General features: G+C 68.6%; 11 protein-coding genes. 4 read left to right on the forward strand and 7 right to left on the reverse strand.

Annotation, left to right across the window (positions count from 1 at the left end):
* Positions 1-91: 91 nt before the first annotated feature.
* The 3 genes from AC1XX3_RS14035 to AC1XX3_RS14045 all read right to left on the reverse strand — a co-directional run bounded on the left by AC1XX3_RS14035 (position 92) and on the right by AC1XX3_RS14045 (position 3,465).
* Positions 92-1,126 (reverse strand): CPBP family intramembrane glutamic endopeptidase, encoded by a 1,035-nt coding sequence (locus tag AC1XX3_RS14035; RefSeq protein WP_483321753.1) that lies wholly within the window; start codon positions 1,124-1,126, stop codon positions 92-94.
* A 245-nt stretch (positions 1,127-1,371) separates the two neighbouring features.
* Positions 1,372-2,214, reverse strand: a complete 843-nt coding sequence (locus AC1XX3_RS14040; RefSeq protein ID WP_483321754.1) for an alpha/beta fold hydrolase — start codon at positions 2,212-2,214, stop codon at positions 1,372-1,374.
* Between the two features lie 681 nt (positions 2,215-2,895).
* Positions 2,896-3,465 (reverse strand): hypothetical protein, encoded by a 570-nt coding sequence (locus AC1XX3_RS14045; protein ID WP_483321755.1) that lies wholly within the window; start codon positions 3,463-3,465, stop codon positions 2,896-2,898.
* Positions 3,466-3,754: 289 nt separating this feature from the next.
* On the opposite strand from AC1XX3_RS14045, the gene AC1XX3_RS14050 reads away from it, so the two are divergent.
* The gene (locus AC1XX3_RS14050; protein ID WP_483321756.1) at positions 3,755-3,931 is read left to right on the forward strand and encodes a hypothetical protein; all 177 of its coding nucleotides are present in this window, start codon (positions 3,755-3,757) and stop codon (positions 3,929-3,931) included.
* 187 nt (positions 3,932-4,118) lie between these two features.
* Here AC1XX3_RS14050 and AC1XX3_RS14055 read toward each other — a convergent pair whose 3' ends face one another.
* On the reverse strand, positions 4,119-4,712 hold the full coding sequence (locus AC1XX3_RS14055; protein WP_483321757.1) for a TetR/AcrR family transcriptional regulator: 594 nt from the start codon (positions 4,710-4,712) through the stop codon (positions 4,119-4,121).
* A gap of 340 nt (positions 4,713-5,052) precedes the next feature.
* Between AC1XX3_RS14055 and AC1XX3_RS14060 the strand changes: the two genes are divergently transcribed.
* Positions 5,053-5,229: a hypothetical protein gene (locus AC1XX3_RS14060; RefSeq protein ID WP_483321758.1), complete on the forward strand. Its 177-nt coding sequence runs from the start codon at positions 5,053-5,055 to the stop codon at positions 5,227-5,229.
* Positions 5,230-5,325: 96 nt separating this feature from the next.
* Here AC1XX3_RS14060 and AC1XX3_RS14065 read toward each other — a convergent pair whose 3' ends face one another.
* Positions 5,326-6,063, reverse strand: a complete 738-nt coding sequence (locus AC1XX3_RS14065; RefSeq protein WP_483321759.1) for an NAD(P)H-binding protein — start codon at positions 6,061-6,063, stop codon at positions 5,326-5,328.
* Positions 6,064-6,618: 555 nt separating this feature from the next.
* Here AC1XX3_RS14065 and AC1XX3_RS14070 point away from each other — a divergent pair.
* Complete coding sequence (locus AC1XX3_RS14070) at positions 6,619-7,638, forward strand: protein kinase domain-containing protein (protein WP_483321760.1); 1,020 nt, start codon at positions 6,619-6,621, stop codon at positions 7,636-7,638.
* Positions 7,639-8,571: 933 nt separating this feature from the next.
* Here AC1XX3_RS14070 and AC1XX3_RS14075 read toward each other — a convergent pair.
* Complete coding sequence (locus tag AC1XX3_RS14075) at positions 8,572-11,319, reverse strand: ATP-binding protein (protein WP_483321761.1); 2,748 nt, start codon at positions 11,317-11,319, stop codon at positions 8,572-8,574.
* A gap of 91 nt (positions 11,320-11,410) precedes the next feature.
* Here AC1XX3_RS14075 and AC1XX3_RS14080 point away from each other — a divergent pair, with 91 nt between their 5' ends.
* Positions 11,411-11,947, forward strand: coding sequence for a transposase (locus AC1XX3_RS14080; RefSeq protein ID WP_483321762.1), 537 nt, complete (start codon positions 11,411-11,413; stop codon positions 11,945-11,947).
* Positions 11,948-12,180: 233 nt separating this feature from the next.
* Here the strand turns inward: AC1XX3_RS14080 and AC1XX3_RS14085 are convergent, their stop codons facing one another.
* Positions 12,181-12,846 (reverse strand): TetR/AcrR family transcriptional regulator, encoded by a 666-nt coding sequence (locus tag AC1XX3_RS14085; protein WP_483321763.1) that lies wholly within the window; start codon positions 12,844-12,846, stop codon positions 12,181-12,183.
* Positions 12,847-12,862: the final 16 nt, after the last annotated feature.

The raw sequence follows: 12,862 nt of genomic DNA on the forward strand, positions 1-12,862 counted from the left end.
CACGGTTTGGCAGAAGATCCGCTCTCGCGCTGATGCCGGCCCCACGTCCTCGTCCAGGGAAAACCGCCGGGGGCGTCCTCGACGGCACCCATCACATCGGCCCCTGGTCAGCGTTGTCGTGAACGCTGACTTCTTGCCGGTTCTGGTCGTTCCTCACGGCGTTCCTCTTGGGTGGAGTCAGCGCGGGCCCGGTCCGTCGCGAGCGATGCCAGATGACTCCGGTGATCGTCGCCAGGAGGACCACGGGGATCACGAAGGCTATCGAGCCGGCGCCGGCCGAGCGGTCCGTCGTCGCGTTGAGGTCGGCGTGCAGCACCAACGCGAGCATCATCCCAATCGCATTGTTCGCCGCGTGCAGCACGACTGTCGTCTCGAGACCGCCCGTGCGCCACGTGATGAGCGCGAAGGTGATACCCACGGCCAGGAACTGGAGGTTGAGCCACGGGTCGGTGGACAGGTGGATCGTGGCGAACAGCAGCGCCGAGACGATCACGCCAATAATCAGCGCGGAACGGGCACCCCTCCCCCAGCTGGCCGCAACGCGAAAGATTAGCCCTCGGTAGCCGTACTCCTCTCCCGCGCTCTGCAACGGGATCACGACGATCGTCACCACGAACATGAGGAGAAGATCGCCGACCGACCAGTCGACCACGGCAGCAGGCTGGAGAACAGTCAGCACCACCATGTAGACAGCCCAGACGGGCACCAGCACAAGGGCTGCCCGACCCAGCACGGCGGCACGGAACACCCCGGCCACGGAGTGCAGGGAAGGCCCCTCGACCCCGTACAACCAGCGCTGGATGAGCATGCTCCACGGGATCAGCAACGCGCTGGAGGCGAATGTGCTGGCCAACGTCACGGTGGTGAACTCCGTACCCCCGGTCACGATGCTGTCCCGCCCAAGCAGGAGGTCGATCTGGCCGCCGATCTGTGCGGCTACGGCGCCGAATCCCAGCAGGCCCGCGTGCAGCAGCACGATGGCGAGGATGCCGCGCCATATTCCACGTCCCTTCACGCTCTGGCTGAGCACCAGGTGATAAGGGATACCACCCGGCACTCCGCCGCCGGGACGACCATCTCCTCGCTTCATCCCGCGAGATTGGCGATAAAGCTGTTCCGCTGTCATGACTGCCTTTCGATGTGATGTGATGTGCTGTGAAATGAAGAGCCGGCGAGGTCGGGCGACCAGCCGGCTTGGCTCACCGTGGGCCACTCGCACGCGGCGCCGTACTCGGTCAAGCCCGGCCACACCCCGGTGGCGGTGTCGTGGTCGACGGCCCAGAGCTCCTCGACCTGGACCCCGTGCTCCCCATGAGGCGGCAGCTGAGAGGGGCCAGCCACCCTGTCGCCGGGTCGGCGGTCATCTGCCGGTCACCTCGCAAGGAGACGCAGCAGCGCCTCATTGACCTCGTCGGCGTGCGTCCACAGCAGCCCGTGGGGGGCGCCGGCGATCTCGACGTAGTCGGCGTGCGGGACCAGGTCCCGGAACCGCCGACCCGTGACGTCGACGGGCAGGATCCTGTCGGCGGTGCCGTGGAGGATCAACGTGGGAAGCCCGGCCGCGCGGACCGCCTCGGTGTCGGCGCGGAAGTCCTCGAGCCAGCTCGGGACGACCGCGTACGCCGCGACGGGGGCGCTGGTGGTGGCGGTGTTCCAGCTCGCGCGGACCACGTCCTCGCTGATCCGCGACCCGAGGGTCTCCTCCAGGTTGTAGAAGTCTCGGTAGAACTGCGTGAACCAGGCGTAACGGTCGGCCCTTGCTGCCGTCACGATGTCGTCGAAGGCCTGCTGCGGCAGGCCTTCGGGGTTGTCGTCGCGCTGCACGAGGAAGGGCTCGAGGCAAGCGAGGAACGCGAGCTTGGCGACGCGCTCAGTGCCGTACCTGGCGACGTAACGGCCGAGCTCACCGGTGCCCATCGAGAACCCGACCAGGACGACGTCGCGCAGGTCGAGGACCGTCAGCACGGCGTCCAGGTCCGCGGCGAACGTGTCGTAGTCGTAGCCGACGCCCACCTTGGCCGACTGGCCGAAACCGCGTCGGTCGTAGGTGATGACGCGGTGACCGGAGGCCAGGAGCTCACGGGTCTGACGCTCCCAGCTGTGCCCGTCCAGCGGGTAGCCGTGGATGAGCACGACCGGCTGTCCCGCGCCCTGGTCCTCGTAGTAGACGTCGATGGGGGTGCTGTTCTCCTCGCCGACGGTGATGAATCCCATGATGTGGTTCCTCTCTTCGTAGGTGTGCGGTCGGGGTGGTGCCGCAGTCGTTGCTCAGGCGAGGGCCGTGGACTCGTGCCGGGACCTGGCGGCGCGAGCGAGGGAGTCGTTCCCCCACCCCCGGCGGCGGACTGCCGTGCCTCGCGGAGGCCGTGCGCGATTCGGACGCACTGGTCGCGGTCTTCGGTGAGCCTTGGCGACCACGGAGTCGAGCGAGGGGCGCCCATGTCGGTCCGCGGAGACACTCCTCGGGGTGACCATCACGTCCGCGGCTCGACGTCGCGGTGAATAGTCCCTGCTCAGTGGCTGGCCCCCGGGCCGAGAGGACCCTGAACTGGCAGGATCGCCGGCGGCGAGGGGACCGCAGTAGTTCTGCCTCTCGCCCGAGGACGAACCGGAAGAGCGGCTCGTCCGCGATGGCGGTGCGGAGTTCTTCGATCGAGACCGAGGTGCCAGTGCGGGCGTCGCGTTCGATGCGCACGGCGGCCGTGGCGCGGCGTCCGCTGACCTCACCGACGAGATGCCGAACCGCGAGCAGTCGACCGGCGTCACCGGGTGGTGGCGCGGCGCTTCATGAGGGTGCTGGCCTCGGTCACCCTCTGCTCGTTCTCCGTTGTGTCGACTGCTCGACCGGGCAGTGGCCACGCTTCCGGCGACCGGTCGGTGCTGCTCGGGCACGCCTCAGGACCCGACGACGAAGGTGAGCGCGGCCCACGCGGCGACGGCGGCGATCGTCGTCCAGATCACGATCGAGACGGCCTGCCAGAGCAGGACCCACCGGCGTGGGGTCCCGCCGCCGACGAGGATCGCCGTCGTGAACTGGGTCGGGATGGCGAGTGGGCCGAGGAGGCTCGCGCCAGGGACCCCGTAGCGGACCAGGTACCGGTTGAAGCGCTGACGCCCCTTCGACTCTGGCTTGGTGACCGACGTCGGCCGGAACGCCTTGTCGTCGAAGTCCGGTCGCGCACCGCCTCCGCCCACCGTGACCGGGCTGCGTCGCCGGTCGACGACCGCCGTCCTGGCGCGTGAGGTGACCACGACCACGAGCAGCACACACAGGAAGTTGCCCGCGGCCGCTGCAACCGCTGCGACGACGGGATTCAGACCGCCGAGGATGCCGATGACGGCTCCGCCCTCACCCTCGACGAACGGGATCGCGGCTGCGGCCATCACGATGACGGGCTGGAGGATCTCGGGCACCTGGGTGACGAGCTCCTGGAAGCTGTCGACTGTACGCTCGATGGGATTCAAGTCCGACCTTCTCTCGGGTGACACGAAGGCGTCACGTGGCTCGCGGGCGCCGGTTCGTTGGTGTGTGATCAGGCTCGCACCGGCCGGGGCGTCATCGCGTCGGTGAGATGTCCCGATGGCTGCGCCGGTCACCGCCCCGTCACCGTGCTCCGGCGATGGCCATCGGTGGTTCGCGTCGGTGGTCATCACCTAGTGCCGTGTTTCGGGGGCGGCGAGCGACCCTGGGCGGCCTGCTGGGCAGGAGCGCGGAGCGCTCGAGCAGGCCCAGGGCGGGCGCAACGGGGTGCTGGTGGTGCGCGCCGAGGCGGGCATCGGCACGACGGCGCTGCTCGAGCAGGCCCGCGAGGCCGCGGCGTGGTCGGGGTTCCGGGTGGAGTCCTCGGTGGGCGTGCAGGCGTGCGATCAGGCGTGGCGGACCGTGCACGTTGACAGGGTCGATGGCGCGCGACGGCCATGGGACTGCTGAGAACTCAGCCTGTTGGGACTCGCCCTGGCCGCGGCGTCTGCGGTCCTCGCTTCCCCTCGCCTACCATGCCGCGAGTCGGGTGAGCCGCCGCTACGTCTAACGAGCCCTGCGCCGGGTGCTCGGTGGCGGTGGTCGGCGCTGTTGGACGCTCCGCCACCGGCGCAGGACCTGTGGCAGTGAGGTTCGGTCAGGGCACCGCCGGCTGACGCAGTCCCTCGAACGCGATCTTGAGGACCTCGTCAACCTGTCGGGTCTCGAGCGGTGTCACGTGCAGCAACAGTCGGTAGTAGAGCGCTCCCCAGAGCATGTCGATCATCGCCTGCGTGTCGATATCCGAACGCAGCTCGCCCCGCTCCTGCACGACGGCAAAGCGCCGACGGCCAGCGACGACGGCTGGCTCGATGATCTGATCGATGTGCGCGCGGGACAGAGCCGGGTCAGATTGGGCGGCGGCGATGACCCCCTGGTAAACCGTTCCGAGCTCGGTCCTGAACAGCTCGCTCACCCCGGTCATCTGAACCCGCAGGTCCTCGACGATGTCGCCGGAGTCGGGAAAATCGACGACGGCCGCCAGGCTTTCGTTCAACGCCTCGAGGACGACCGCGCCCTTCGAGGGCCACCACCGGTAGATGGTCTGCTTGCCGACTCCGGCTCGGCGGGCGATGCCCTCGATCGAAGTCTTCGCGTATCCGAGCTCGGCGACCAGGTCGATCGCTGCTGCCAGGATCGCCTGCCGCGAACGCTCGTTGCGTCGGGAGGCATCAGGTTGGGGCGATGTCACCGTTACAACGTACTCCAAGACGCGAGACGGCTCGTCTTGACACGAGACGAGACGGCTCGTATTTTGTGTCGAACCACGCTCCACCCGGTATCGATCCCACACACCGACCCAAGCGCTGGCCTCACCGGAGCACTCCACGTCGAGGCCCAAGCCCACCTCCGACCACCTGCCGCCGTGGCAGCGGCGCTACCCGCCGCGGCTGACGCCTGAGAGGCCACCCCACCCCCATGTCGCACGTCCCGCCCGCCATCACGTATACCGCGCCGCCGACGCCAGCCGATCAGTCTCGGCGACCCGTGACCGTCTGGCTGAGGAGCTCGCCGGCCCATTCGCCAGAGCCATGACCGACTACCCGTGGCTGAAGGCACCCGGGGCGCGCCTGTTGAAGGACGAGGAGACCACCGCCAGGACAGGGATGGAGTCGGTGACGGCGCTGTACAACCAGGCTCAGATCAACGTGATGAAGCGAGCCAGCAGGCTGGCAGAGGAGCAGGTCCGCGGCTCGAGCCCAGGATGAGTCGGACGGCCCGGGCCGCGTGGGATTGCGGGCGACGGTCAGGCACTCCCGGAGCCCGTCGCGGTTGCGGTCCTCGGAAGCAGACGACCCGGTCGGTCATGGGACGTTCGCCCGCACCGCCCGAGCGATCGGGGTCGAGCCCTGAGTGAGCTCGAGGATCCGCCTGCGGATCCGAGGCTCGTGGACCAGCTCCGCCAGCGTGTCGGCCACGTCCTGTCGTGAGATCTCGTCGTGGGGCTGCGCCGGGCCGAGCGAAACCCTCCCGATCCCGGTGCGGTCGACCAGCAGGGACGGCCGAAGGATCAGCCAGTCCAGGTCGCTCATACTGACCGTGACGTCGATCAGCTTCTTCACCGCGAAGTAGAACTCCACCTCCTCGCCGAGGTCGAGCTCGCGCCCGGCCTCCGGAAGCACGGACAGCAGCGCGAAGCGAGTCACACCAGCCAGGCGTGCTGCCTCCAGAGCAGTCACCACACCCTCGCCGTCGATGGCGGCCGTGATCTCCCTCCTGCCGCCGTTCGACCCTGCGGTGTAGACGACGACGTCAGCCCCGGTGAGCATCGGGGCGAGCGAGTCGGCCGTCAGGTCCGTGAGCTCAGCCACGTGAGCCTCGACACCCTGCGCAGCCAGATCTATTCGCTGCTCCTCACGACGCACCAGCCCAGCGACGTCGTCGCCCCGACCGATCAGGTTCCCCGCCAGCAACCCACCGACGGCCCCACTGACTCCGATGATGAAGACCTTCATCTTCCGTTCACAGCCGTACGCCGAGGCGGTCCGCCGCAACGGCGGGGTCGGCCGGCCGTCGGGGTCGTCGACGGCGGACCTGCCCACAAGGGGTGGGGGAAGGGATACGCGTACACCCTGCCAGGCTGGCCGACGACGCCCGGCCTTCGCGTCGGTAGAAGCCACCGATCTCGGGAGCCGCCCGTTTCGCGACGGTGAAGATCTGGAGCTCGCGAGGTGAGCGGATGCCGAGCTTGCGCAAGCGGTCGCTTCGGCGCCCAGGTCTCTGAGGAGCTCTGCTGGGCGGTGGCCAGCGCGGTCCGGCTGGTCAAGGACAGCCGGCAGCGCCTCACTGCGGACCGACGTGGGGCACCGTCAGAGCCCATGGCTAGGTAGAGGGCACTGACGCGGGGCCATCGCGCCCGGTCATCCCCCGCCACCCCCGAAATTCTCGGAGGCGCAAGGGCGTGAAGACCTAGGTGGTTGTCACCGACGCGAGGGCACGACCGCCGGTGTGAGGCTGAGGACGTCGCCAGCACCGGGCCTCCGGACCCTGGCGGATCCGAGCTCCGCGGCCCTGCGCGGCGCATCCAGACCGGACGAACCATCTGACGTCGACGCACCACGGGCACGCGCTGACCATCAGAAAGGCAAAGAAACCTCATGAGCACAGATCGCGTGCTGGGCGGCCGCTATGAGCTCCGCGACGTCCTGGGCCGTGGCGGCATGGCCGTTGTTCACCGGGGTCGTGACCTCTGTCTGGGGCGTTGGGTCGCCGTCAAGGTGCTCCACGGAGACCTCGCCCGTGACCCGCTGGTTCGATCCAGGTTCCGGCGCGAAGCGCAGGCAGTCGCCGGCCTCAACCACCCCAGCATCGTCACCGTTCATGACGTCGGACATGAGTACGTCGACGGCAGCCGGGCGGACGAGCCGAAGGTTCCGTTCATCGTCATGGAGTACGTCGCTGGCCAGTCACTGCGGGCCCGCCTCCGCGAGAGGGCGCTCACGCTGGAGGAGTCGATCGAACATCTGGTGGGGGTCCTGTCGGCGCTCGGGTTCAGCCATCGTGCAGGGATTGTCCATCGCGACATCAAGCCCGCCAACGTGATGGTGACGACCGACGGCCGGATCAAGGTCGTGGACTTCGGGATCGCGCGTGTCGGAGATGAGCTTGGCGACATGGCGACCCAGACCCACGCGCTGCTCGGGACCGCCCAGTACCTCTCCCCCGAGCAGGTGTGCGGCGAGATCGCCGACGCCCGGAGCGACCTGTACTCCGCGGGCTGCCTGCTCTACGAGCTGCTGACCGGACGGCCGCCCTTCGTCGCCGACGACCCGGTGGCCGTCGCCTACCAGCACGTGCACCAGGACCCCCGGCGCGCCAGCGCCTACCGCCCCGAAATTCCTCCGGCCCTCGACACGGTGCTCCTCACAGCACTCGCCAAGAACCCGAACCACCGGTTCCCGAGCGCTCGATCGTTCCTGGAAGCGCTCCAGTCCGTGGCGAGCGGCCTGAACCGTGCGGACGACGGCGCCGACACGGACACGGCGGACAACGTGGTCCCGTTCCACCTGCCCTCCTTGACCACGACGACGTCGACGTGCTCCACCCCATCGCGCTCGGCCCCATCACCTCGTCGACCGGCCCGTGAGGCGGACACGGCCGCCACACGATCGGCCTAGGAGAGCAACGGATCGCACCGGCTCACCGCAGGGAGGAATTCATGCGCTGGATCGGCGTCGAGACAGAGAACAGCACCGCCCTCAGGCTGTACGACGACGATCAGCGTGCAGGTCAGCCCGTCGTCCGGGGGTCGAGGACGACGAGGACCTCGGCTCTGGCCCTGATCCTGCACCGCACCCCCCGCCGACGGAACCTGCCCGTCGAGGGAGCAGGGCCTGCCGCTTCTCGCGGGCATTCCCGGCGCCCACCAAGTGGAGGTCGAGGCGCTCCCCACAGCACCGGGGCGTCACGTCTGGGCGCTCCCTGTCGATACGTCGGGTGAGTAACCGGGTGATCCCGGGCTTCCGCAGACGGGCTGATGCCTAGCGGCCATCGTCCCACCGTTTCCCGGAGCCCTCCATGGCCGTCAACACCACCGACATCTCGGACCTGATCCAGACCACCATTCAGCGGCTGCTAGTCATCCCTCTCGAAGAGGCCGACGATGTGAATCTCTCCTCGCTGCATCGGGTGCTCTCGCCCACCGAGCTAATCAGTTTGAGGAAGGTTGAACAGGAGACCAGCTCCCGCCAGTACGTGCTGACCGAGGACGTGACGACCGATCCGGCCGGGCTGCAACCATGGCCACCCCGACCTCTGACAGCAGGTGACCGCCGGGCAGTACAGCAGCAGCCCTGGCCAGCCGGACTTCACGCGTCAGGAGCGCCTCATCCTCGACGGCTTCCGCAGGCGCACCGCCTAGAATGGCCACCGAGGAACTTCACTACGCTGCAAGAAGCGAGCTCACGCCAACCGGCTGAGCCACAAACTTCAGCCTCCGGAATCTGCGGGGCGGTTCAGAAGTCCCTGTCCTAGTTGCCTAGGCCATCGTCGGCCTAGGTAACCCCCTACGTAGTGCCGAGGTCCTCACGGGGCCGCACCGGCGCCACGGGTCAGCTCAGCTTCACCTTGGCGAGCTGGCGGCGCGACGTGATGCCGAGCTTGCGGAAGATGTTGCGCAGGTGCGCCTCGATCGTGCGCGGGCTGAGGAACAGCGCCGCACCGACCTCCTTCGAGGTCGCACCCGTGGCCACGAGTCGGGCGATCTGAAGCTCCTGCTCGGTGAGCGCATCCGCCGCCTGGGCGTCGCGCCGGCGCGGGTGCTCGCCCGTGGCCCGCAACTCGCGCGCGGCCCGCTCGGCAAACCCCGCGGCACCCATCTCCGCGAGCATCCCGTGAGCCGTGCGCAGCTGCTCGCGCGCGTCCCGACGGCGACCCTCCCGACGCAGCCACTCCCCGTAGAGCAGATGGGCGCGAGCGAGGTGGCCGGCCGTCCGCGGCTTGGCCAGGTGCTCGATCGCCTCTCGATAGAGCGCCTCGGCCTCCGATCCGCTGCTGACGAGCGCCCGCGAGCGAGCCGCCAACCCCAGGCCCCACGAGGTGCCGCTGGCCTGAGCGCGCGCGGTGAGCTCAGCCAGCGCCTCGGCGGCGAGCTCTGGCCGGCCCTGGCGGCACGCGGCCTCGACGAGCTCGGTGTGGGGCAGACTGCCGTGGGACAGCTCGGAGGCCTGGAAGGACTGCAATGCCACCTCGAGTGCCGCCGCATAGTCTCCGTGGCCGTTGTGCAGTACCGACATGGCGTACGTGGTCATGAGGCGCTCGGTGCGCTGAGCGGGGCCTTGAGACCCTCGCTCCAAGCTCGCTCGGAGCTCGGACGCCTCCTCGGTGGCCCCGCGCCACGCGGCGAGGATCAGATGGGCGTGCAGCTGCGGCAGGGCTCGCGACGGCGCCAGGATCGAGGTCTGGCCGGCCACCAGTTCGGCGCGGGCCAGATCACCGGAGAGCACCGCCATGAGCGACTGGATGAGCAGGGCAGTCGGCAACGTCGCCAGCGCGCCCGCCTCGCGGGCGAGCGCCACGTGCCGATCGGCCAGCGCGTTGACGAGGTCGTCGTCGAACAACGCTATGGCCGTCCGGCTGGCCAACCCCAGCCAGCGGCGGCTGCCGTCCAGATCGGCACTCGGCTCGAGCGCGACCATCGCATCCAGTGCCCTGCGGAGCTCGGGGACGCTGGCTTCGTAGCCTTTCGTGTACATGGTCGTCAGCCCGTCGAGCAGCAGGTCCGCCAGCTGCGGTGGCGTCGGCGCAGGTGGAGCATTCAACGCCGCCTCGGCCGCGACCCGCGGACCCCATCCCGGTTCCACACCACCGGTGACGATCGCTCCGTCCAACGCGTCGAGGTACGTCTCACGGGAGAGCACCGGGTCGAGAGGAGCCAGCCCCGCGGCGACCGCCAACAACGCCTTGGGCGGGCTGCTGTGCCGGGCCTCCTGGTAGTCCATCCGGGTGCGCAGAAGAACAGCGCGAGCGCGGTCGAGAGGTTCGAGGTTGACGTCGACGGCAACCTCGATCAGTCGCCGGGCCTCGTCGAACGATCCGGCCTCGTACTTGGCGAGTGCCGCGGCGAGCGAACGCTTCGCGCGCAGCACAGGATCCGGCGTCAGCTCGGCCGCGCCCTGCAAGAACGCCGCGGCCGCCGCCAAGCCACCCCGGGATCGAGCGCGAACGGCCGACGCCTCGAGCTCGGCCGCGACCTGCTCGTCGACCCCCTGCACCGCCTGCGCACGGTGCCAGGCGCGGCGATCGGGATCGGACGCTACGGTGGCCTCGGCCAACGCGCGATGCACCCGTCGATGGTCCTGGGGGTTCGCCGCCTGGTACACAGCCGATCGAACGAGCGGATGGGCGAATCGCACCCGGGCCGGGCCGATCTCCAACAGTCCGGCCGATTCGGCTGCCACCGCTGCCTGGACGTCGAGATCCAACCGGGCCGCGGCGCGCTCCAGCAGCGCCGGATCGCCGGTGGGCTCGGCCGCCGCGATCAGCAGCAGCTCCTGCGTGTCGGGAGGAAGGTCCCGGGAGCGTCTCCGGAAGCTGTCCTCGATGCGCCGCGGGACACCCGCGACGTACGGCAAGGCATAGCCTCCGGCCAGCCGCTCGGGTCGCGCGCTGCGGGGCAGCTCCAGCAGGGCCAGCGGATTGCCGCGCGCCTCCGCGATGATCTGATCGCGCACGCTCTTGTCCATCGTCACGTTGGTGACCGTCTCCAGGAGCTGGCGCGACTCCGCATCGGAGAGCCGTCCCACGTGGATCTCCGCCAGACCCCGGAAGGGATCGTGATGGTCTTCTTCGGTCTCGCGGCGGCCGAACAGCAACGCCACTCGCTCGGCGGACAACCGACGCGCTACGAAGGCCAGGACCTGGGCCGAGGCCTGGTCGAACCACTGCACGTCGTCGACGACGCACAGCAGCGGCTGCTTGTCCGCGGCATCGGACCAGAGGTTGAGGACGGCGAGACCGACCAGAAACAGGTCGGGAGCGGGGCCGGTCTGCCGCCCGAGGGCCACGAGGAGCGCCTCGCGCTGCGGATCGGAGAGGATGTCCGCGTGGCGCAGCAGTGGAGCACACAACTGGTGCAACCCCGCGAACGCGAACTCGGTCTCGGCCTCCACCCCGCTCGCGGACACCACCTGGACCTGCTCAGCACCGAGATCGCGGGCCAGCTCGAGGATCGCCGTCTTGCCGATGCCGGCCTCCCCGCGCACCACGAGAACACCGCTCTGGCCGGCGTGAGCGCACTCGAGGAGCAGCCTCACCGCCTCGTACTCTCGACGTCTACCCAGCAACTGTTTCAGGATCATCGTCTCCGTCCGTGGGCGGCCGTCCACCGGCTCGCGCTGCAGATCTTTCTGGTGGGCAGACTAATGGTCGCGCGGGAGAACGTGCTCCCAAATGGGGTTCCGTCTCGTTCGTGAGCTTGCCGCCGACGGGTTCGCCGTCGCGGTGACGGTGCCGGGTTCGGGCGTGTCGACGTCGGGCGGGATCCATCCACGGTCAGCCGCGATCTCAAGCGCGGCACCGGCACCAAGGGCCAAGGCCTCGGTTGCCCAATCCTCGGCGGACCGGGGTCGACGCGCGCGACGGAGCTCGAAGCTGGCCACCAACCTGGCGCTACGGCGCGAGGTCGCGACTCGACTGCAGCGACGCGAGAGTCCCGAACAGATCGCTGGCAGACTCAAACTCGACTTCCCCGACCCACCGGAGATGCGCGTGTCGGCCGAGACGATCTACCAGTCGCTTTACATCCAAGCCCGCGGCGGGCTCAAGCGCGAGCTCACCGCGCACCTGCGCACGGGGCCGATACATGCGCAAGCCGCGCACTATTCCCTAGTTGTTCCCCGCGGAGAAGCGGATCTGCAAAACAGGCCTCTGACCTGCGGAAACGGGGTGGGCGATACTGGGTTCGAACCAGTGACCTCTTCGGTGTGAAGCACCTTTGGTGGACGCCCAAAATGCGCCTCACAAGGGGGAACAGTGCGTACGCGTCCGCCCGTGAGCACTCAGATCCGCCCCCTTTGTCACTCACTTTGCACTCAGTCGCTGCCGCTTCTGGCCTTCAACATTGGTCGCAGCCCCTCGGCAAGCCTGAGCGACCAGGGCGCCACGGCTCGTTCACTGCATCGCTGGCCGGGTGGGTGGCACACGAGTAGGCGGGACCAGCTCTAGGGGGCCGGCGGACGCAGTCCCTCGAAGGCGATCTTCAGGACCTCGTCGACCTGTCGGGTCTCGAGTGGGGCCACATGCAGCAGCAGCCGATAGTAGAGCGAGCCCCAGAGCATGTCGATCATCGCTTGGGTGTCGATGTCGGCACGGACTTCACCGCGCTCCTGTGCAACGGCCAGACGCTGACGGAACGCAACGACGGCCGGCTCGATGACCTCATCGATGTGCGCACGGGATAGCGCCGGATCGGACTGGGCGGCAGCGACCAAGCCTTGATAGAGCGCTCCGAGCTTGGTGCCGAACATCTGGCTGACCCCGGTCATCTGAACCCGCAGGTCCTCGACGATGTCCCCGGAATCCGGGAAATCCACGACAGCGGACAGGCTGTCGTCCAGTGCCTCGAGGACGACAGCACCCTTCGAGGGCCACCACCGATAGATCGTTTGCTTGCCGACCCCAGCGCGGCGGGCGATGCCCTCAATCGAGGTTTTCGCATACCCGAGTTCGGCGACCAGGTCGATCGCCGCGGTCAGGATCGCCTGACGGGAACGCTCATTGCGACGGGAGGCATCGGGCTGTAAGGAAGGCACAGTCATAACGTACCTCAATGCGACGAGACGTTTCGTCTTGACACGAGACGAGACGGGTCGTATGTTCAGCGTCAACCGATCATCTCCGGCC

Source organism: Microlunatus sp. M237 (assembly GCF_056896895.1).